This window comes from Lentibacillus kapialis, assembly GCF_014646635.1.
GTDB classification, from domain to species: Bacteria; Bacillota; Bacilli; order Bacillales; family Amphibacillaceae; genus Lentibacillus; species Lentibacillus kapialis.
The window spans coordinates 1-20,422 of the sequence record NZ_BMNQ01000038.1; the positions used below are offsets into that span (position 1 = coordinate 1).

At 44.6% G+C, this 20,422-nt stretch carries 18 protein-coding genes; 12 read left to right on the top strand and 6 right to left on the bottom strand.

Features of this window, described 5'->3' with window-relative positions; genetic code table 11:
• Nucleotides 1–637: 637 nt before the first annotated feature.
• Nucleotides 638–2,125 carry an APC family permease gene (locus IEW67_RS12095; RefSeq protein ID WP_188633336.1) on the top strand — a complete coding sequence of 496 codons (1,488 nt, stop codon included), beginning with the start codon at nucleotides 638–640 and terminating at the stop codon, nucleotides 2,123–2,125.
• A 90-nt stretch (nucleotides 2,126–2,215) separates the two neighbouring features.
• Here IEW67_RS12095 and IEW67_RS12100 read toward each other — a convergent pair whose 3' ends face one another.
• The gene (locus tag IEW67_RS12100) at nucleotides 2,216–3,103 is read right to left on the bottom strand and encodes a fructose bisphosphate aldolase (protein WP_188633360.1); all 888 of its coding nucleotides are present in this window, start codon (nucleotides 3,101–3,103) and stop codon (nucleotides 2,216–2,218) included.
• Between the two features lie 386 nt (nucleotides 3,104–3,489).
• On the opposite strand from IEW67_RS12100, the gene IEW67_RS12105 reads away from it, so the two are divergent.
• The 3 genes from IEW67_RS12105 (at nucleotide 3,490) to IEW67_RS12115 (ending at nucleotide 7,229) form a co-directional block, all read left to right on the top strand.
• Nucleotides 3,490–4,380 carry a DMT family transporter gene (locus tag IEW67_RS12105; protein WP_188633337.1) on the top strand — a complete coding sequence of 297 codons (891 nt, stop codon included), beginning with the start codon at nucleotides 3,490–3,492 and terminating at the stop codon, nucleotides 4,378–4,380.
• Nucleotides 4,381–4,725: 345 nt separating this feature from the next.
• Entirely contained in the window at nucleotides 4,726–6,075 is a 1,350-nt protein-coding gene (locus tag IEW67_RS12110; protein WP_188633338.1) for an alanine/glycine:cation symporter family protein, read from the top strand.
• A 200-nt stretch (nucleotides 6,076–6,275) separates the two neighbouring features.
• Nucleotides 6,276–7,229, top strand: a complete 954-nt coding sequence (locus IEW67_RS12115) for a hydroxyacid dehydrogenase (RefSeq protein ID WP_188633339.1) — start codon at nucleotides 6,276–6,278, stop codon at nucleotides 7,227–7,229.
• A gap of 183 nt (nucleotides 7,230–7,412) precedes the next feature.
• On the opposite strand, the gene IEW67_RS12120 is transcribed toward IEW67_RS12115, so the two are convergent.
• Complete coding sequence (locus tag IEW67_RS12120; RefSeq protein WP_188633340.1) at nucleotides 7,413–8,954, bottom strand: multicopper oxidase family protein; 1,542 nt, start codon at nucleotides 8,952–8,954, stop codon at nucleotides 7,413–7,415.
• Nucleotides 8,955–9,205: 251 nt separating this feature from the next.
• Between IEW67_RS12120 and IEW67_RS12125 the strand changes: the two genes are divergently transcribed.
• The 4 genes from IEW67_RS12125 to IEW67_RS12140 all read left to right on the top strand — a co-directional run bounded on the left by IEW67_RS12125 (nucleotide 9,206) and on the right by IEW67_RS12140 (nucleotide 11,296).
• A complete protein-coding gene (locus tag IEW67_RS12125; protein ID WP_229671809.1) occupies nucleotides 9,206–10,135 on the top strand; it encodes an LCP family glycopolymer transferase in 930 nt (309 codons plus the stop codon).
• 157 nt (nucleotides 10,136–10,292) lie between these two features.
• Nucleotides 10,293–10,712, top strand: a complete 420-nt coding sequence (locus tag IEW67_RS12130; RefSeq protein WP_188633341.1) for a hypothetical protein — start codon at nucleotides 10,293–10,295, stop codon at nucleotides 10,710–10,712.
• Complete coding sequence (locus tag IEW67_RS12135; protein ID WP_188633342.1) at nucleotides 10,703–10,912, top strand: hypothetical protein; 210 nt, start codon at nucleotides 10,703–10,705, stop codon at nucleotides 10,910–10,912. Before IEW67_RS12130 ends, IEW67_RS12135 begins: the two co-directional genes overlap by 10 nt.
• Before the next feature lie 102 nt (nucleotides 10,913–11,014).
• Nucleotides 11,015–11,296 (top strand): hypothetical protein, encoded by a 282-nt coding sequence (locus IEW67_RS12140; protein WP_188633343.1) that lies wholly within the window; start codon nucleotides 11,015–11,017, stop codon nucleotides 11,294–11,296.
• On the opposite strand, the gene IEW67_RS12145 is transcribed toward IEW67_RS12140, so the two are convergent.
• From IEW67_RS12145 to IEW67_RS12155, 3 genes are all read right to left on the bottom strand, one after another.
• A complete protein-coding gene (locus tag IEW67_RS12145) occupies nucleotides 11,273–12,064 on the bottom strand; it encodes an ABC transporter ATP-binding protein (RefSeq protein ID WP_373288531.1) in 792 nt (263 codons plus the stop codon). The two genes, IEW67_RS12140 and IEW67_RS12145, sit on opposite strands and share 24 nt — an antisense overlap.
• A 21-nt stretch (nucleotides 12,065–12,085) precedes the next feature.
• A complete protein-coding gene (locus tag IEW67_RS12150) occupies nucleotides 12,086–13,264 on the bottom strand; it encodes a pyridoxal phosphate-dependent aminotransferase (RefSeq protein WP_188633345.1) in 1,179 nt (392 codons plus the stop codon).
• 343 nt (nucleotides 13,265–13,607) lie between these two features.
• Nucleotides 13,608–15,200 (bottom strand): amidohydrolase, encoded by a 1,593-nt coding sequence (locus IEW67_RS12155; protein ID WP_229671811.1) that lies wholly within the window; start codon nucleotides 15,198–15,200, stop codon nucleotides 13,608–13,610.
• 202 nt (nucleotides 15,201–15,402) lie between these two features.
• Here IEW67_RS12155 and cbpA point away from each other — a divergent pair, with 202 nt between their 5' ends.
• From cbpA to IEW67_RS12175, 4 genes are all read left to right on the top strand, one after another.
• Nucleotides 15,403–16,026: a cyclic di-AMP binding protein CbpA gene (gene cbpA / locus IEW67_RS12160; protein ID WP_188633347.1), complete on the top strand. Its 624-nt coding sequence runs from the start codon at nucleotides 15,403–15,405 to the stop codon at nucleotides 16,024–16,026.
• Between the two features lie 143 nt (nucleotides 16,027–16,169).
• Nucleotides 16,170–16,919: a DeoR/GlpR family DNA-binding transcription regulator gene (locus tag IEW67_RS12165; RefSeq protein ID WP_188633348.1), complete on the top strand. Its 750-nt coding sequence runs from the start codon at nucleotides 16,170–16,172 to the stop codon at nucleotides 16,917–16,919.
• Nucleotides 16,916–17,827 (top strand): 1-phosphofructokinase, encoded by a 912-nt coding sequence (pfkB, locus tag IEW67_RS12170; RefSeq protein WP_188633349.1) that lies wholly within the window; start codon nucleotides 16,916–16,918, stop codon nucleotides 17,825–17,827. Before IEW67_RS12165 ends, pfkB begins: the two co-directional genes overlap by 4 nt.
• 16 nt (nucleotides 17,828–17,843) lie before the next feature.
• A complete protein-coding gene (locus IEW67_RS12175; protein WP_188633350.1) occupies nucleotides 17,844–19,721 on the top strand; it encodes a PTS fructose transporter subunit IIABC in 1,878 nt (625 codons plus the stop codon).
• 75 nt (nucleotides 19,722–19,796) lie between these two features.
• On the opposite strand, the gene IEW67_RS12180 is transcribed toward IEW67_RS12175, so the two are convergent.
• Entirely contained in the window at nucleotides 19,797–20,267 is a 471-nt protein-coding gene (locus tag IEW67_RS12180; RefSeq protein ID WP_188633351.1) for a DinB family protein, read from the bottom strand.
• Between the last annotated feature and the right edge of the window lie 155 nt (nucleotides 20,268–20,422).

Sequence of the window (20,422 nt, forward strand, 5' to 3'; positions counted from 1 at the left end):
CCGTATTGAACATTTATGTCGACGGCACGCAGCTTGCACCGCCATTCCGTAAAGATGCGCTGAAGATGCCAACGCGTTTGCTTGAAAAATACAAACACTTGGATTATAGCGTTTGGGGCAAATAAGACGAGAACTGGCTCTTTGCCCAAGTTTGGGCAAAGAGCTCCTTTTTAAGCTGGAAATAATCGCAATAGTGCATATAAGTATTATTAATAAACGTTATTCTATTTCCTGATGATAGAAAATTCCCATAATTATTGTTTAATGATGTGGTTCGAGTTACCATATAAACAGGTTATTAAACAGCATCAATGAAAGCGCTATCAGTTAAGTAGAAAGACCCTAGCGATGTATGGCAGATCAAAAACGGCTCTATCAGAGGTTGTTCAAAAAGTCCGGTAAAAATGACACTTCGAATTTCTTCGTTGGCTTGTTTCTCCGCTCCTTGGAAAAGAACACCACTTTTCCTACGTGCGATGCAGATTCATGGAAGCATTACTTATGCTCATGTATTTAAAAGCATACATTCCGCTGCTCGAAACTGCGCCGCCTAGAACTTCTTGGTCCTTTTTATCCTCTTTTTTGAACACGCACTATCAGGAAGATCACGATTCGATCTTTAGGAGGATTACGGATTATGAAAAAACGTAAAAAATTGGAAAAAACACTGAAACCACATTGGGTGTGGGCCATCGCCCTTGGTTCAGCTATCGGGTGGGGGGCATTTGTTCAGCCTTCTGTGTGGATGAGTGGCTCAGGACCGCTGGGAGCGATTATCGGCTTCGGGATTGGTGCTGCACTGATGATGGTCATAGCAGTCAGCTATGGTTTTCTGATTGAAAAATTCCCTGTATCCGGCGGTGAGTTTGCATATGCTTTTCTGGGATTTAACCGCACACATGCTTATGTAGCCGGCTGGTTTTTAGTGTTGGGTTACATCTGTATCGTGGCCTTAAATGCCTCAGCTTTAGCGCTTATGGTCAGATATGTTTTTCCGTCAGTGGCAGAGCAAGGTTTTATGTACAGTCTGGCTGGCTGGGATGTTTACTTTGTGGAAGTGCTTATTGCCAGTGCTGCTTTAATTCTATTTGCCTATATGAATATACGTAATGCTACGTTATCAGGAAGGTTACAGTTCATATTTGTGATATTTATGATATGTGGTGTATTATTCATGGGAATTGGCGCTATCTTTAGTCCTGCCACTTCATTCGAGAATCTGCAGCCGGTTTTTAACCCGGAAGTATCCGCTATATCGAGCATCATACTTATTGTCGCAATTGCGCCATGGGCTTTTGTCGGATTTGATAACATACCCCAAGCAGCAGAGGAATTTAACTTTTCGCCCAAAAAAGCGTTTATGCTGATTATATTTTCACTCTTATGTGCCGGGATCCTTTATATGGTTATGATCACCGCAACCGCATTGTACATGCCGTGGGAGCAACTGACCGGTTCACAGCCGCAATGGGGTACCGGCGATGCTATGTCAGGCCTGTTCGGGAATATCGGTATCATTATATTGGCACTCGCTTTATCAATGGGCGTATTTACCGGACTAAATGGTTTTTTTGTATCGAGCAGCCGCCTGTTATTTGCAATGGGGCGTGCCCGGATCATACCACACATTTTCACAAAACTTCACCCGAAATATAATACACCATATGCAGGCATTGTTTTCACTTGTGCGGTTTGTTTAATATCACCGTGGTTTGGCAGGCAAGTATTGACGTGGATTGTCGATATGTCTTCAGTTGGTGTAACCATCGCTTATATTTACACATGCGTCGTTGCGTTCAAGCTGTTTAAATGGTCGAATAAGTCCCTGGCGGTTCATAAGAATAAGCATATGCCTTCAGTGACAGCTCCTTTTAAAAAAGGTCTGAGTTTAGCGGGTTCGTTAATTGGCTTTGTCTTTTTGAGCTTATTGCTGATACCGAATTCACCTGCGTTCATGGGGATTCCTTCGTTGGTGGCACTGTTTATTTGGGTTGGCTTGGGCATTACCTTTTACCTTGTTAATGGACCGGAATTCAATAAGATACCGCGGGAACGGCTTGAATATCTGATTCTTGGAAAAGAGCCGGAAGATGATGCTGGTAAGGGTGAAGAAGTTACCGGCTGACATCGTGCTTGTCCGGTTCGCTGTGAATGGAATTATCTATAAATAGACCCGGTGCAAAAAAATGCACCGGGTCTATTTGATTGGTGTGTCTTACGTAATCGAAGCTTCGTAAATGGAGTTAACGGCACTTTTGAGCTCGTTATTGAACGCATCATCTGACTGATTAACGTTCAAATCTTGAGTCAATGCACGAGAGAAGCTGGCAATGAGTCCGTTATTTTCCTTCAATTTTTCGTTGGCTTCTTCTGTGGCATAACCGCCGGAGAGCGCGACAACGCGAACAACGTTTGGATGTTCGATCAGCTCTTTATACAGGTTCGGAACGGTTGGAATCGTCAATTTCAGCATGACATGCTCGTCTTGTTCTAATTTGTCGAGATGACTTTGAATTTCTGCTTTCAACAGTTCCTCGCACTTTTCTTTTTCCGAGCTGTTGATATCGACTTCCGGCTCTATAATCGGCACAAGGCCGGCTTCAATAATTGTTTTGCCGATATCGAATTGCTGATCGACAACTTCTTTGATGGCTTCAGGATTGGCTTCCTTAATAACAGAGCGCATTTTGGTTCCAAAGATATGACGTTCATTCGCACGCTTAAGAACATCGTCAAGATCATCGATTGGTTTCATAAGCTGTACACCATTTGATTCTTCAGCTAGGCCTTTATCCACTTTCAAGAATGGAACGACACCCTTCTTCTCGGCTAAATAATCGCCTGTGTACATCCCTTCGATTTCGCGGTCCATGGTTTGTTCAAACAAGATGGCACCGATGATGTGATTGTTGTCGAATGCAGGTGCTGTAATGATACGTTTCCGCATGTCGTGTACCAGGTCAAACATCTCGTCCTCGCCGGAATATTGGTCTTCGGTCACACCATATAAAGCCAGTGCTTTTGGCGTACTTCCACCGCTTTGGTCAAGTGCTGCGATAAAACCATTGCCATTTTTCATTTGTTCAAAGTGTTTCTGGTTCATCATTTCCACTCCTTTTATCATGATAAAACGACCTTAAATGTGCTTAAGGCAGCTTATATAATTCAGGGAAATTAAACGTCAAGCGTATTATATCATGAAAAGAACTTAAGTTATAGTCATAACGCATGATTTTGTATAGCATATCAAAATGTCGCATACGCAAGGCCGACAAGGTAAAACGATAGAACGTTTTCTTGCTTCCTGTTGGATATGAATCGGTTAAGCAAGTTCCTTTCCAAACTTTTGTTTTTGTATTAGGATAGTAATTTGGTGCCGATATCACTTTGGTTTAGGTGCATATTGGCTGTCGTCAGTACACATGGGTTTGATCTGTTCAGAGGCGGAAAGCCCGATTTTGAGCTTGTATATGATTGGAGGAACGGCGGATGTCAGATCGTAATAAAGGTATTCTATTATTATTGGTTTCTGCGCTGGGATTTTCCCTTATGGGGGCGTTTGTCAAATTATCAGGTGATTTGCCGACCGCGCAGAAAGCTTTTTTTCGTAATATAGTAGCAGCTGCCATTACATTAGGTTTTGTTTTACGCCATAGGGAAAGACTATTCGGGAAGAAGGAGCACCAGAAACTGTTGCTGGCCCGTTCAGCGTTGGGAGCAGTTGGAATCGTGGCTAATTTCTACGCGATTGATCATCTGGTGTTATCCGATGCAGAAATGCTCAACAAACTCAGCCCATTCATTCTGATTATATTTTGTGCGATTTTCCTGAAAGAGAAGGCGCTCAAATTTCAGATTGCGGCCATACTGGTAGCGTTTGTTGGTGCATTGTTCATCATTCAGCCTCAATTCTCCGTGCAAATTCTGCCTTATATCGTTGGGGTGGTCGGGGCAGTGTTCGCAGCTGGCGCCTACACGTTTCTCCGGGTCCTGGGCGATAAAGAAAAATATTATACCGTCGTTTTTTATTTCTCGTTTTTCACAACGCTTATCCTGTTGCCGTTCATGATTTTCCTTTACGAACCGATGAGCTGGCAGCAATGGTCTTTGCTCATTCTGGCAGGCGCGTTTGCAACGGTAGGTCAGTTTGGTATAACGCTTGCTTATAAATTTGCTCCGGCCAATGAAATTTCGATTTTCTTTTATTCAACCGTCGTTTATTCGGCATTGCTAAGCATTGTGTTGTTCGGACAGGTTCCGACATTGCTCAGTGTTCTTGGGTATATCATCATATTTGGCGCATCGTTCTATATGTTCCTGAAAAACAATCGAATGGATAAAAAGGAATTAAAGCAGGAAAAACAATTGCAAACCTCATAGGGAAAGCTGTCCCGGAAATTATGGCATGTGATTTTCGGGACAGTTTTTTTGTTGGCAGTTAAGAAAGCATAAATTCTTTCTTACTGCATAAGTACTACTAAGGCTTTCGCCATTAGAGCTTGACTATAAGCCAAGTTTTCTAAGTGACATACAAAGCTTATTGTGGTTATAAATGAAAAGAATCTACTTCTATCCGCTTCAAAAATTTTTCTTGACTTATTACAGAATTTTCGGTTTACTTATGATAAGGAGATTAATAACAATTTCTGTGAAAAAGAAAGAAAACTGAAAAAGGAGGGTATTGTACGTCATCATGCATAACATCTACATAGAGAGGGGACAATTATGGCTCAAATTGAAGCGTTTTTAAGTCAGGTAAGCGGTATTGTTTGGGGAGTGCCGTTACTTGTATTATTAGTGGGTACGGGCATTTATTTAACGATTAGGCTCGGTGTTCTTCAGGTTCGCTCATTGCCTTACGCTTTAAAACTGGCTTTTTCTAAAAATCAGGATAAAAAATCTGATGGGGATATTTCACATTTTCAGGCGCTTATGACTGCCTCAGCTGCTACGGTCGGGACAGGAAATATTGTTGGTGTGGCAACAGCGGTTGTCCTGGGAGGACCTGGTGCCATTTTATGGATGTGGATAGCCGGTTTCTTTGGAATGGCAACGAAATATGGTGAAGCAATTCTGGCTGTGAAATATCGTGTAAAAGACTCTGAAGGAAATATGTCCGGGGGTCCCATGTATTATCTGGAACATGGATTAAAACAGAAATGGCTCGGTGTTTTGTTTGCGATATTCGGTGCGCTTGCGGCATTTGGCATTGGCAACGGGACACAGGCAAAAGCTGTTGCTGACTTAATGAATAGCACCTTTTCCGTTCCGTTTTGGGTGACAGGTATCGTATTGGTTATTTTTGCAGGGATGGTTATTCTTGGTGGCATTAAGTGGATTGGCCGTGTAACCGCTTTTTTTGTCCCGATTATGGCGGCGTTTTATATTCTGGCCGGTTTAATTGTCATGGTTATGCATATTAATCTTATTCCGGAAGCACTTGGGACGATTTTTACCTATGCGTTCAGCGGTGAGGCTGTCGCAGGTGGAACAGTCGGTGCCGTTATCCGTTTTGGAGTGGCCCGGGGCTTATTTTCTAATGAAGCAGGTTTGGGCTCTGCTCCGATTGCAGCAGCCGCAGCTAAAACCGATTTACCCGGCAGACAGGCTCTTGTTTCCATGACTCAAGTTTTAATTGATACATTTATTGTTTGTTCTATTACCGGAATCACCATTGTTATGTCTGGGGATTGGCAGGAAGAATCGATTGACGCCGGGGTACTGACGGCTTCCGCGTTCGGTACATTGCTTGGTGGCGCAGGACCATATTTAGTAACATTCGGCCTGCTGTTCTTTGCAACATCCACTATTTTGGGATGGGGGTACTATGGAGAAAAGTGTTTCCAGTACCTGTTCAAACATCCTGTTGCTGTTAAAGGTTACCGTACCGTGTTTGTTTTATTCATTTTTGTCGGTGCAACAGCGTCACTGGATGTTATTTGGACACTGGCAGATGTCCTGAATGGTCTGATGGCAGCTCCCAACTTGATAGGATTGTTGGGATTGTCAGGAATGATCATATACGAAACAAAACGTTTTCAGCAAAAAGTCAAGGAAGAACGAAAAGCATCATAAGGTTGATTGGAAATGGCAGCACTCCCTTGTCACTATGGGAGTGCTTCCTTATTTAATCTATATCATAGGGCATCTCGTATCAATCACGCGCGTATACTCAATAAAGGATAAATTAAATTATTGTAAAAATGTTTATATTATGGAAAAATCAGAAATAGATGTATAGGCAGATTGACCATTATGACGGGGAGTGAATGCTCATGAAAATTCTTGTGACCGAGCTAATGTGGGAAGACGGTATTGAAGAGTTGAGACGGCTTGGTTATTCTGTGGATTATGATATGGAGCTTAGCCGGAAAAGAGAAGAATTACTGAATCTGGTTCCGAAATATGATGCTCTGATTGTAAGGAATGAAACGCGGGTAGATCCTGAATTTCTTGATGCTGCCAAAAAGGCTAAAGTGATCGGGCGGCTAGGTGTCGGGCTGGACAACATTAATCTGGAAGCGGCAAAAGAGCGCAACATCCCTGTAATTCCGGCGAAAAACGCCAATGCTACTTCCGTTGCGGAATATGTGATGGCGGCAATGCTTGATGCGTCGCGCCCGCTATCGGATGCTGATGCGGATGTTCGGCGCGGGAATTGGGACCGCAGATTTTTTACCGGTTATGAACTGAATAAGCGGACACTCGGACTTATCGGGTTGGGTGAAATTGCGAACCGTACAGCAAGAAGAGCCAAAGCGTTTGGTATGGATATCATCGGCTATGATCCGTTCGTTGCACCTTTCGACCATGTCTTGGCAGAGACGGGGGTTCGCCCGGTGGACACACTTGACGAACTGCTCAGCGATTCGGATTTTGTTTCCGTTCATGTGCCGTTGACAAAAGCAACTAAATATATGATCAATAAAGATAATTTTCCACTGATGAAGCCACATGCTTATGTGATTAATTCGGCCAGGGGCGGTATTATCCATGAACAGGATCTGGTCGAAGCTATTCAATCGAAGAAAATAGCAGGTGCATATCTTGATGTGCTAGAAAAAGAACCGGTTGAGAAAGATTCATCGATCGCACAAATCGAATCGATCCGGCTATCCCCGCACATTGCCGGCTTGACTGATGAATCGCAGTCGCGTACAGCTATGCTGATCGCGCAGGAAGTTGACAGGGTGTTGAAAGGTGGGGAGTCTATTTGTGCAGTCGTTTGATAAAGAGACTGTAGGAGAATATAGAGAAAATGGATTGTTCTCGATTTGACATGAAGGATAAACAATAAATCCATCTGACCTTTTATGACGGCAGATGGATTGTTGATAAGGCGTCAGAATTAAGTGTATTGCGAAGAATTGATAAATCGCAACACAGTCAACTATTACCGGACGCCACCTGTCTTATTCGTCCTTTTTCCTTTCAATCACCTGCATCGGGCGCATCATGTCATAGTCTTCGTGTTCAAGGATATGACAATGCCATACATAGTTACCTGTGAATGGACCGAATTTGGCAATCACGCGTGTGATTTGTCCTGCAGAGGCTGACACTGTATCCTTCCAGCCCTTTTCGTTTGCTTGTGGCGGTTCAGCCGGGCCTGTAAAATTTATAGTTCCGTCTTTGTTATAACTGTCCAGGTCAAATGGCCTCCGATCGATCACTTGAAACTGTATCAAGTGAATATGAATAGGATGGGCGAAGTTTGTGACATTAATGAATGACCAGACTTCGGTTGCGTTGAGTTCAGGCATCTCGGTTACGGGATCCGCCCATTTTTTGTTATCAAGCAGTAATAATGGGCGGCCAAGTTTATCTGTTGAGCCGACAAGTTTCAGGTTTCGTATACGCTGGATATTGTTTTGTCTGAGTGAGGGAATCCGTGTCAAATGCCGGGGGATTCTGCTCCTGTCTTCTGATGATAATGGCAGACTAACGTCAAATTGCATGACATCATCTGTTTCGTCTTTGGGATCAGCATTTGGTCCAAGATCATTTTTCAATGTGATCGTTTTTCCTTTATAGTTGGAAAAGTCGATGATGACATCAAACCGTTCGGCTGGTTCAATCGCTAAATTATCCAGTTTGACTGTTTTACGCATTAATCCGCCGTCAGATCCGATTTGATAAAACGGTTGCTTGGAATCTAGAGAAAGCTGATACGCGCGTGTGTTGGCGGCATTCAGGATACGGAACCGGTATTTACGCGGTTCTACTTGCAAATATGGCCATATTTTACCGTTCACGACATTCGTTTCACCATTAAAAAATGGTTTGATGGATGGGGTTGGCCAGTTATTCTGCGGGTCATTAGGCTGTCGGGGATAGAACAGCTCCCCATTGTCATGAAACGATTTATCCATGATGATAAGCGGAATTTCATAGTCATCTGAAGGAAGTTTCATATGTTTTTCTTGTTCATCTCGGATAATATACATGCCTGCCAGACCGGCATAAACGTTCAGCCTTGTTATTCCCATCGCATGGTCGTGGTACCATAATGTGGCGCCGCGCTGATGGTTGGGATAGTGATAGATGTCGGTTTTGAAATCCGGTCCTGTCTCCCTGAAGTTTCGTGTGAACCACGCATCAGGATAACCATCACTTTCCGACTTTGTTTCGCTGCCATGCAAATGGGTGACAGTTCGGACTTCAGGGAGTTTATCAAGATTATGGAACGATGTGTCAATCGGCAAGAAATGGTGATCAGGCAGTCGGTTTTCCCATTTGACATGAATCGGTTCGCCGTGATTAACATCAATGACAGGACCGGGGAATTGCCCGTTGTACCCCCATAGCCGTGTTGGTCTTAAATCACGGTGCAGCTTTTGGCGGAATTCCGTCATGTGAACTTCATAGTAATCTCCATTTTTGTTTTTCCGGGCTGGTTGCAGTGTTTTTGGTATTGGCAGGGCGTCCACAAATTTTTTTAGTTTTTTATTCAACGCGTTCAACCCCTTCAAATGTGCGTTTATTACAGTAGATGTTTGAAAGGGGCAGTTTGCAATGGGCAAAAGTGGAAAAATACAATTATTATCGGGATATTGCTAGAGTGCTTCATGAAACAACCTGCGAATTCTCATAATAAATTGATAGGTTACCTCTTACAAAATCAGTGAGAATATGAGATAATATGACAATGTACGACTTGATTTCAAACAAATGCTAAATAGATTATTTATCGGGGGACGGGAAAGTGAACGAAAAAAGAGCACACCGAAAAAAACCAAAAAGACGCTTTCTGAAAATATTCATGGCCGTAGTGGTTGTGGTGATTGCCGGCGTTTCCATTTACGCTTTTTCGATTTATGGCAATGCCAAGGATACGGTGAACGAAGAAATGCATGAGCCGGTGGATTCGATCGACCGTAATACAACCAAGAGGAAAATGGAGACATCTAAACCGCTCAATATACTCTTGCTTGGTGTGGATGAACGTGAAAATGACAGCGGCCGGTCGGATGCGCTGATGGTCCTATCATTGAATCCGAAAAAGGACTCGATGCAGCTTGTCAGCATACCCAGGGATACCCGGACGACGATTGTCGGTAAGGGCTTTGAGGATAAAATCAATCATGCTTATGCATTCGGCGGCAGTGATATGTCCGTTGCCACGGTTGAAAGTTTTCTCGATATCGAATTGGATCACTACGTCCGCATGAATATGGAAGGACTTAAAGAACTTGTCGATAAGCTTGGCACGATCAACGTCGATAACGAAATTGCCTGGAATGACGGAAAATATGATTTTAATGAGGGTTCTGTTGAAATGGATGGGGATAAGACGATGGCGTATGTCCGCATGCGCAAACAGGATCCAAACGGAGATTTTGGCCGGACAGAACGCCAGCGGAAAGTTATCCAAGGGATCATTGAACGCGGTGCATCCGTCGGTTCGGTCACGAAAATCAATGATTACATCGATGTTCTCGGCAATAATATGAAGACCACTATGGATTTTGACGATATGAAAAGATTGTTTAATAGTTACCGCGATACCCGGAAAAACATTGCCAGCTATCAGATGAAAGGAAACGGTACGAACATAGACGGCACGTATTATTTGATGGTATCCGAGGATGAAGTAGCGAAAGTGCACGGGATGGTTAGTAAAGAAAAGTCATAAGATCATATTTTAAATGGAAAAACGTATGTCGCATTAATTGCTGGCATACGTTTTTTGTATTATTTACAGCATATTTATAAAATAGTTTAGCATCCTGTCACAAGGGAATGGGTAAACGTTTGAAATGCAGTTCTTATAGTGAAGTGAGTGGTTCAAAATGAAACAGGCAGTCAAACTGGGTATTATTGGAGTTATTGGTGGCATCATTTTGCTCAGTTTATTAAAGATCGTTCAAGTTTTGACAGGCAGTCAGGCTTATGTGTTGCTGTTTAACACGGATTATATTCCGCTGATGAAGGATTGGGGACCTAAGGATATCGGTGGTTTCGTTTTTCACTTTGTGTTTTGCATCGTCAGTGTCGTCGCGTTGTTTCACATCCTTAAAATATGCCATCTTGAAAGGTCTGTATGCACTTATTTCATGGTATATACTGGTGGCAGTGCCGTTTTATATATATTAACAGGGCTAACCGACCGTCCTCCGGCGATAACGGATGCAGCGTCCTGGACATATTGGACAGCCGCACATGCGGTGTATTCTATTACAGTTGGTTTCCTCGTTAAGCATTGGGTTTAACATCAGCAGAAGAGCGTGGACATCAGCAGAAGAGCGGTAGCATCGGCAGAAGAGCGGTAGCATCAGCAGAAGAGCGGCAACATCAGCAGAAGAGCGAGAACATCAGCAGAAGAGCGGCAACATCAGCAGAAGAGCGGCAGCATCAGCAGAAGAGCGGGAACATCAGCAGAAGAGCGTCAGCATCAGCAGAAGAGCGGTAGCATCAGCAGAAGAGCGGGCAGCATCAGCAGAAGAGCGGGAACATCAGCAGAAGAGCGATAGCATCAGCAGAAGAGCGGCAACATCAGCAGAAGAGCGATAGCATGAGCAGAAGAGCGGTAGCATCGGCAGAAGAGCGGGAATATCAGCAGAAGAGCGTGCAGCATCAGCAGAAGAGCGGCAGCATGAGCAGAAGAGCGGTAGCATCGGCAGAAGAGCGGGAATATCAGCAGAAGAGCGTGCAGCATCAGCAGAAGAGCGGCAGCATGAGCAGAAGAGCGGTAGCATCAGCAGAAGAGCGTGCAGCATCAGCGGTAAAAATAAACAGCTGCCCCAGAAAGTCTAGGTGCAACTGTTATTTTCTAAAGCATCCGTTCATCCAGTGATACCCATGGACGATGACGATGCCATTCCACATTGACCCACATGTCGAAAAACTGTGAGAGTTTATCAGCTGTTAAGACATCTTTGCTTGCTCCTTTGGCAAACACCGTCCCATCTCGAAGCAGCAGGGACCGGGAAAATTCCGGCATTATTTCTTCAATATGATGTGTGACAAAAATGATTGTCGGTGCATCGTCCTGTTTTATCAAATCCTGAATGGTAGACAGCAGTTCTTCCCGGGCAATGAAATCCAGACCACTTGTTGGTTCGTCCAAAAGCAGCAGGTCAGGGGATGCCATCAGTCCTCTGGCGATGAGGAGCTTTTGCCTCTCGCCTTGTGAGCATGTCTGATAATTCCGGCCGGTCAAATGGCTGCAATGCATCTGCTCCATAATCCGGAACGCCTTTTCAAAGTCTGCTTCACTTGGTTCTTCATAGGCCAGTCCGATGGATGCGTATTTTCCACTGACGACAATATCTTCAGCCCGTTCATTTTCCTTGATCCGCGCCTGTAGGGATGAGCTGACCCAGCCGATGGATTTGCGTAGTTCGCGGATGTCGATTTTTCCAAATAGCTGATCTAAAATGCGTACCTGACCGGATGTAGGCCACGAATAGCCAGTCACGATATTCAACAGTGACGTTTTGCCGGAACCGTTTAGTCCTAATACAGCCCAGTGCTCGCCTTTTTTGACACACCAATTGATGTCGGATAAAATGGTTTCGTTCTGCCGTCTCCAGGAAACATCTTGAAGGTCAATAATACTCATCAAGCCTATCCTCTCCTTTGTTCAATTAAAAATTCCCAGCCGGCCGATTCTGACTGCTGCTTCTTCAAGCCGATCTGCTGACTCCAGCAGCCCAACGCGTACATAACCATCTCCGAAATTACCAAAGCCTCGTCCCGGGGCGACGACAACATGCGCTTTTTCCAGTAGCAAATCGGCAAATTCTTCAGATGTATAGGTTGCAGGGACAGGGAGCCATGCAAAAAAAGACCCTTCCGGTGTATCAGCCTTCCATCCGATATCACGGATTGCACGGATAAACTGGTTCCGGCGTTCAGTGTATGTATCAACAAGCTGTTTCACCGCACTTTGGTCACTGTTCAAAGCTTTGGCTGCAGCACTTTGCACAGCACCAAACAAACTGACATACATATGGTCCTGGATTTTATTGATAGCCTCAATGACTGAAGGATTCCCTGCCGCAAATGCCACACGCCATCCGGCCATGTTGTAGGTTTTCGATAGTGTATAGATTTCGATGCCGATATCCTTTGCTCCTTCAGATTGCAGAAAGCTTTGCGGTTTTGAGCCATCAAATCCGAGTGCTCCATATGCAAAATCCTGCACAACGCAAATATGGTGTTTTTTAGCAAGTTTAACCGTGTCATCGTAAAAATCTTTATTTGCAGTGACGGCGGTAGGATTGTTCGGATAATTCAAGAACATTAATTTTGCCCGGTCAAGTGTCGCGTCCGGAATTGCGTTGTAGTCGGGCAGAAAATGATTTTCCCGTTTCAATGGCATGAAATATGGGTCAGCATCCGCCATGGCAATGCCCGACATATAATCCGGGTATCCTGGATCGGGCAAAAGCGCTGTGTCATTCGGATTCAGCAGGCATTCGCTTATCCCGACCAGGCCGGCTTTGCTTCCGAACAGAAGTGCAATTTCCCGCTCCGGATCCAGCGAAACACCATACTCGCGCTTATAATAATTTGCTGCAGCCTCTTTGACATAACGATAGCCCCGAAAAGGTGAATATTTATGATTGGCTGGTTTTTCGGCTGCTTGTTGCACTTCCTTAATGATATGTTCCGGCGTCGGCAAATCGGGGTTCCCCTGACCAAGATTGATGACATCATGTCCCGCTTGTTTGAATTCCTGCGTTCTGGCAACAAGTTTAGCAAAAAATTGCTCAGGTAATCGCTTCAGCATGGCAGATTGTTCGAAATTCCGTGTCATGTGCACTCCCCCATTAATTTAATTGTATTAAATGATAGCTTTGATAAGCTGTTTTGTAAAGAAAGAGGGAAATCGGGGAGAATCAACCCGAAAGCGGGGAGAATCAACCCGAAATCGGGGAGAATCAACCCGAAAGCAGGAAGAATCCCCGAAAGCGGGGAGAATCAACCCGAAAGCGAGTAGAATCAACCCGAAAGCGGGGAGAATCAACCCGAAATCGGGGAGAATCAACCCGAAAGCGGGGAGAATCAACCCGAAAGCAGGAAGAATCCCCGAAAGCGGGGAGAATCAACCCGAAAGCAGGAAGAATCGACCCGAAAGCGAGTAGAATCACCCGCTCTTCCTACTTCACGGCACCGCCAATAATCGTCATGTCAACATCGGTCTCCAGCAGTTCATCCGGATGTTCCATCTTGAATGGGTTATGGGAATAAACTGTCATATCAGCCAATTTTCCGCGTGAGATGGTTCCCTTTTTATTTTCTTCATTTGTCGGATAGGCGCCCATTTCCGTGAATAACCGGAAAGCTTCACTCATTGATAACTTTTCACGCGGATTCCAGCCCTCGTGCTCCTCTCCGGGTGACCGCCGTGTGACAGCGGCATGGATGCCCATAAGCGGATTAATGGGCTCGACCGGCGCATCAGAACCACCGGCACAAATGACACCGGCTTGCTGAAGTGTTCTCCAGGCATAAGCAAGGCTTGAACGTTTTTCTCCCAAACGCTCCATCACCCACGGAAAGTCACTTGGAACAAACCGCGGCTGTATGTCAGCGATTCGGCTTGGTTCAACCAGGCGTTTGATCAGTGCTTCTCGTAGCACTTGCACGTGAATGATGCGGTCCCGGTACCAAACGGGAGGGAATTGATCCAGAATATCCAGCACATTTTCAAGTGCCTGATCACCGATTGTATGGACAGCAATAGGCATGGAAAGCTTCCGGGCATCCTGAACCATATTAAATAAAGTTTCCTGATCATACATGGCTTCACCATATGTCCCGGTTGCGTCGCTGTATGATTCTGACAATAACGCAGTACGTCTTCCAAGTGCACCATCGGCAAAGAGTTTGACAGCACCAATTTGCAGCGTGTCATTGCCGAAGCCTGCATACATTCCGCTTGCCTTCAGATCGTCTAGAAAATCATGGTCGATCAGCAGATTAGTTCTAAGAGCGAGGTCTTCCTGATTCAGCAACGCATCATAAAGCTGATAAGTCTGGTTAAATCCACCTAAAAAATGCGGATCATTCGTATGGACACTGGTCAGTCCTTTTGAAATGGCGAACTGCATTGTTTTACGCAAAGCGTTTTTTAGCTGATCATATGATTTTTCCGGTATATATTCCGTGATCAGCTGTGACGCTGATTCCAAGAGGAGGCCGGTCGGCTTTTCGGTCTGCTTATCAAGCACAACGGTCCCGCCCTCAGGTACAGACATTAACGGATGATAATGGCTTGCTTCCAATGCCTTGCTGTTGACCAGGAAGGCATGGCTGCAAATTCTGGGGATATATAATGGAGTAGCCGGTGAAACATGATCCAATTCATCAATCGTCGGGATGCCACCATCAGTAAACACGTTTTCGTCCCACCCTCTCCCAAGCAGCCATTCGCCTTGTTTCAGAGTTTTGGCGTATGTTTGTATTTTTTCAAGCATTACTTGTTTGGAAGTCACACCGGTTAAATCCAAATTAAGAAAATGTTCAGCCGTGATGGAAAGATGCATATGGCTGTCAATCAGCCCGGGTGTGACTGTTTTACCGTATAAATTGATGGTTTCACTCCCAGGGTTTTGCCATTGGAGAAGCATATCACCAGTTGACCCCATATCAGTAATCCGGCCGTTTTCAACAACCACAGCCTGTGTAATCGGCCTCATGTTATCGAACGTATAAAAATTCCCGTTTATGTATATTTTTCGCAATGCCATAACCCACCTTTCTGCTGAGGGGATGTTCATGTACAAAGTATATTAATGATAACAAAAATTCAGTCATTCAGGTAGGATATCACATATGAATGAATTATTTTTGATTGAAATTAATCACGACCTGTAGCAAAATGGAAACAACAAAACTGAAGCAGGAAAGCTGTTGATCTCATCCAGCTGTCCGGCAGATGGGAGGCGCTTTATGATCATTAACGAAAATTATGTTGATAAACAGGATGTTGTTTATGTGAAGGAAACGGATAGTAAACAGCAGTCACTGAACACAATTGCTGATTCCGGATATCGTTGTATACCGGTTCTTGATGAGTCCGGTGAACACTATGTAGGCAATGTTTACAAAGTCCATTTAATCGAACAGGAATTGGAAGGGAAACTGGATGGTCCTGTAAGTGAACTGGTAAGAGATCAGGAAGGGTACGTCAATAAAGGGGATCCATTTGTCAAAGTGTTTTCATCGATTAAAGAGCTGCCTTTCCTTGGTGTCATAGATGATGAAAAAAATTTTCTTGGCATTTTAACGAATGGAAACATCATTCAGGTGCTGGAGAATGCCTGGGGTGTTCATAACGGCAGTTACTCGCTCACGATTGGTACGATTGAATACTCCGGTGCGTTAAGAAAAATGCTCAGAGTGATTAATAAGTATTGCAACTTGCAGAGTGTTATTTCCCTGAACAACGATTCCCAATTTGTCCGGCGTGTTTGCATTGTGCTCCCTAATGAAGTGGATGAAAAAACGATGAAACGCGTAGTGGAAGATTTGGAAAAAGACACATTCACTGTGACGGATATTGAAGAATTATAAATGGTTGAGAATGTGAAGCCACGCTTCCTTGTTTAATTGTAAATGCTGATGATAACCTGTCAATCTACTTGAGATTGCAGGTTATTTTTGATTGTTTATGACTGTTTTTGATGGTATTATGATGATTAAGGGGGGTTGGCGCGATGTTGACGGAAGAACGGCATCAACTTATTTTGGATCTTTTAAAACGTGATGGCATTGTAAAATCACAGCATTTGATGGATGTTATAGACTGTTCTGAATCGACTGTCAGGAGGGATTTGGATCAGCTTGAAAATGATGGGGAGCTGACACGCATCCATGGTGGAGCCAAGCGCACCTATCAATTGGGTGAAGAATTGACAACGACGCAAAAATCATTCAAAAACATTCAATCCAAAGCGTTCATCGGAAAATCAGCAGCAAGGTTGGTTGAAAACAATGAGATTATCTTCATCGATGCTGGCACAACAACGTTTGCCATGCTGCCGTATTTAAAAGCGAAACACATCACAGTTGTGACAAATGGGATCCAGCATGCCTCACTGCTTGCTGAACAGGGGATTGAAACCTACTTGTCGGGCGGAAAGATCAAGCACTCAACAAAAGCAATGATCGGATCGCAAAGTTTGAACGGACTTAAAAACTATCGTTTCGATAAAGCTTTTTTGGGTATGAATGGGATTGATCTTGCTTTTGGCTGCACAACGCCGGACCCGGAAGAAGCAGGTTTAAAACAAATCGCGCACCAGCAGGCAGCTGCCACATTCTTACTAGCAGATCAGAGCAAATGGAATCAGGTTCATTTTGTTAAAGTTTGTGAACTTGAGGATGTAACAATTCTGACTGATAAATTAGATAATAATCTCCAGCATTACCGAGCCAAAACAACCATTATGGAGGCGGCAAAATGATTTACACGATAACACTTAATCCCTCAATTGATTATGTCGTCCAGGTCAATCAGCTGCACCTCGGCGCGTTAAATAAAATGGAAAATGAAATGATGTTCCCTGGTGGCAAGGGGATCAATGTGTCCCGAATGTTGCATGAACTGGCATATGATACAACAGCCCTCGGGTTTTTAGGCGGTTTTACAGGTGATTATATTTCAACATCGCTCGATCAAAAAGGCATTCGGACGCACTTTACGCCGGTCGAAGGCGAAACCCGCATTAATATTAAACTTAAGTCCGAAAACGAAACGGAGATTAACGGCCGGGGCCCGCAGATTCTGCCGCATGAAGCCGATCAGTTACTGTATCAGCTTGAACATGCTACGAGTCGGGACACGGTGATTATATCAGGAAGCACGCCGCCGTCCCTAACGAGTGGTTTTCATCAGCAAATGATTGAACAAATTGTAAAATCGGGTGCGGATTTTGTCATTGATACAACAGGTGATGCGTTAAGATTCGCCTTGCCTTATCGTCCATTATTGGTCAAGCCGAATAAAGATGAGCTGGCCGAACTGTTTGGGGTAACACTCAGCAGTCGGGATGACATCATTTATTATGGAAGACAATTGCTGAAGCTTGGCGCGATGAATGTGATTGTCTCCATGGCAGACGAAGGAGCTTTACTTTTCACTGAAGAGGGGATTTTCTACGGATCGACACCGCACGGGGATGTCAAAAACTCCGTTGGATCTGGTGATTCGATGATCGCTGGGTTTACAGGCAAATTCAAGGAAACAGCAGATGTGATGGAAGCATTTTGCATGAGCCTGGCAGCAGGAAGTGCGACTGCTTTTGCAGATGACTTAGCCAAGGCCGGGGATATATACGCATTACACGAAAAAATCGATATTACTCGCATATAGAAGGGGGAGGGGAAATATGAACATTAACGACTTGTTGCGCAAAGATATCATGATTATGGATATGAAGGCTTCAGACAAAGCGGCGGCCATTGACGAAATGGTGACATCTCTTGAAGCAAATAATGTTGTACATGATGCGGAGATGTTTAAGGAAGCCATTTTAAAGCGGGAAGAACAGACATCAACCGGCTTGGGGGATGGAATCGCTATGCCACATGCCAAAACGGACGCGGTCAATGAGGCAACGGTTCTGTTTGCAAAAAGTGAGAACGGGCTGGATTACGCAGCATTGGATGGTCAGCCGACATATTTATTTTTTATGATTGCCGTTCCGGATGGCGCCAATGATACGCATTTGGAAACATTGGCAGCGCTGTCGCGTATGCTGATTGATCAGGATTTTGTGGCTCAATTGAAGGATGCTTCAACACCTGAAGAGGTGCAAGCACTTTTTTATCAGGAAGAGGATGAATCGTTGGAAGGATCATCTGAAGAAAAATCAGAGGGTGAGAACCCGGATGATGAGCGGCCGTTCGTTGTTGCTGTAACAGCTTGTCCGACCGGGATTGCTCATACGTATATGGCGGAAGATGCGCTCAAAAAGAAGGCGGCTGAAATGGGTGTGGATATCCGTGTAGAAACAAATGGATCGGATGGTGCGTCAAATGCCCTGACACAGGCAGAAATTGCAAGGGCTTCAGGTGTTATCATTGCCGCTGATAAAAATGTCCTGATGGCACGATTCGGTGATAAACCGGTGCTGGAGTGCCCTGTCAGCGAGGGTATCAATAATGCAGAAGAACTCATTACAAAAGCAATGAATCGTGACGCGCCGATTTATCAAGCGGATGAGACTTCTGAAGCGGATGACGAGGCAAACACTTCAATGTCTGTGTGGCGGAAAATTTACAAGGATTTAATGAACGGTGTGTCGCATATGCTGCCTTTCGTTGTTGGCGGCGGTATCCTAATGGCTGTTTCATTTCTGCTGGAAGGGGTTCTGGGTGATGATCATGAACTTTTTAACTTCTTTAATACAATAGGAAGTAATGCCTTCAACTTCCTAATTCCGATTCTTGCCGGCTATATTGCCATGAGCATTGCTGACCGACCGGGATTGATGCCTGGACTTGTCGGTGGTTTTATGGCAGTGGAAAGTAATGCCGGTTTTCTTGGAGGACTGGTTGCCGGTTTTCTTGCCGGTTATCTTGTGGTGCTTGTAAAAAGATGGTTCCGTGGCTTACCGAAGTCATTGGACGGCTTGAAGTCCATATTGCTCTATCCTGTGGCAGGTCTGTTTCTAATCGGATTTTTTATGTATTTCATTATCGGACCGGTCTTTTCAACGATTAATACCGGTATGATCAGTTTTCTGGAAGGTCTTGGAACAGGCAATGCGGTCATTCTTGGTGCACTGCTCGGCGGTATGATGGCAATCGATATGGGCGGTCCGTTCAATAAAGCTGCCTATACATTTTCAATCGGCATTTTCACCGATACCGGTGATGGCAGTTTGATGGCGGCTGTGATGGTTGGCGGGATGATTCCTCCGATCGCCATTGCACTGGCGACAACGTTCTTCCGGAATAAATTTACGGAAGAAGAGCGCAGATCAGGTCTGACGAATTATGTCATGGGGCTTTCATTTATTACGGAAGGCGCCATTCCATTTGCAGCTGCCGATCCGGTCCGCGTTATCGGCTCGTCTGTGCTGGGTGCTTTGATCGGCGGCGGTCTGACACAACTTTGGTCAAGCGCAATACCAGCACCCCATGGCGGTATTTTCGTCATTCCGTTGGCCGAACACGCCCTGCTTTTCATGGTAGCCCTTGCAATTGGATCTGGTATCGCAGGAATCGTCCTTGGTCTGTGGAAGAAAACCATTCGAACATGACGTCATATGAATAGGGAGTGCGGTATATACCGCACTCCCTATTCATATGGTAAGGTCCTTGATATGTTGTCCCGTTTAAATTTCATCCGGCTGTCGGGTGAAGTTCGGTACGTCTTTGACACCGATCATGCGGACATATGTGAATAGCTGTCCTTTGTGATGAATTTCATGATCGATGGCGTTAGAGAACCAATATGTACCGGGTGCGCGTACTTTATTGAACAGAATATAGCCTTTCATCTGATACGTAAAAATAGTCGACATCTCTTCTTTAGTTACGTCTGTATATCGCTGTACAATCGCCCGGACGTCATCTATTGTCTGGTAATCTGTTTCTGTGGGCGGGTTGTCGAATTCACCTTTTTTAATGCCTTTAACGAACATATAGGTTGACGTCACGATATGTATAGCCAATTCGCCAAGCGACATAGCGCCATCCCACGGCCTGTAATCCACATCCGCATCATTCGCCAGTGCCAGCAGATCATCGAGCACCATCCGATGCTGCAGCCAGCCATTCACAGCGCCGTCCATTCCACTGCTCATTTTAACCTCTCCTTTTCCATTCATATATGTTTAGTATAACGTTTAGCGCGACGGGTTGCCCACATTTTTGTTCGGCGCATGTGCGCTGTTCGAGTTCTGATTGTACCAATTGTGAGGCTTTAAGCCTATTAGAAACAAATTTCGGCAAAGATTAG

Coding starts and splice junctions, on each gene's coding strand:
- IEW67_RS12165 (WP_188633348.1), top strand. CDS start 16,170: ATGTTGACGGAAGAACGGCATCAACTTATTTTGGATCTTTTAAAACGT.
- IEW67_RS12150 (WP_188633345.1), bottom strand. CDS start 13,264: ATGACACGGAATTTCGAACAATCTGCCATGCTGAAGCGATTACCTGAG.
- pfkB (WP_188633349.1), top strand. CDS start 16,916: ATGATTTACACGATAACACTTAATCCCTCAATTGATTATGTCGTCCAG.
- IEW67_RS12095 (WP_188633336.1), top strand. CDS start 638: ATGAAAAAACGTAAAAAATTGGAAAAAACACTGAAACCACATTGGGTG.
- IEW67_RS12180 (WP_188633351.1), bottom strand. CDS start 20,267: ATGAGCAGTGGAATGGACGGCGCTGTGAATGGCTGGCTGCAGCATCGG.
- IEW67_RS12175 (WP_188633350.1), top strand. CDS start 17,844: ATGAACATTAACGACTTGTTGCGCAAAGATATCATGATTATGGATATG.
- IEW67_RS12115 (WP_188633339.1), top strand. CDS start 6,276: ATGAAAATTCTTGTGACCGAGCTAATGTGGGAAGACGGTATTGAAGAG.
- IEW67_RS12155 (WP_229671811.1), bottom strand. CDS start 15,200: ATGGCATTGCGAAAAATATACATAAACGGGAATTTTTATACGTTCGAT.
- IEW67_RS12105 (WP_188633337.1), top strand. CDS start 3,490: ATGTCAGATCGTAATAAAGGTATTCTATTATTATTGGTTTCTGCGCTG.
- IEW67_RS12140 (WP_188633343.1), top strand. CDS start 11,015: ATGAGCAGAAGAGCGGTAGCATCGGCAGAAGAGCGGGAATATCAGCAG.
- IEW67_RS12130 (WP_188633341.1), top strand. CDS start 10,293: ATGAAACAGGCAGTCAAACTGGGTATTATTGGAGTTATTGGTGGCATC.
- IEW67_RS12145 (WP_373288531.1), bottom strand. CDS start 12,064: ATGAGTATTATTGACCTTCAAGATGTTTCCTGGAGACGGCAGAACGAA.
- cbpA (WP_188633347.1), top strand. CDS start 15,403: ATGATCATTAACGAAAATTATGTTGATAAACAGGATGTTGTTTATGTG.
- IEW67_RS12110 (WP_188633338.1), top strand. CDS start 4,726: ATGGCTCAAATTGAAGCGTTTTTAAGTCAGGTAAGCGGTATTGTTTGG.
- IEW67_RS12100 (WP_188633360.1), bottom strand. CDS start 3,103: ATGAACCAGAAACACTTTGAACAAATGAAAAATGGCAATGGTTTTATC.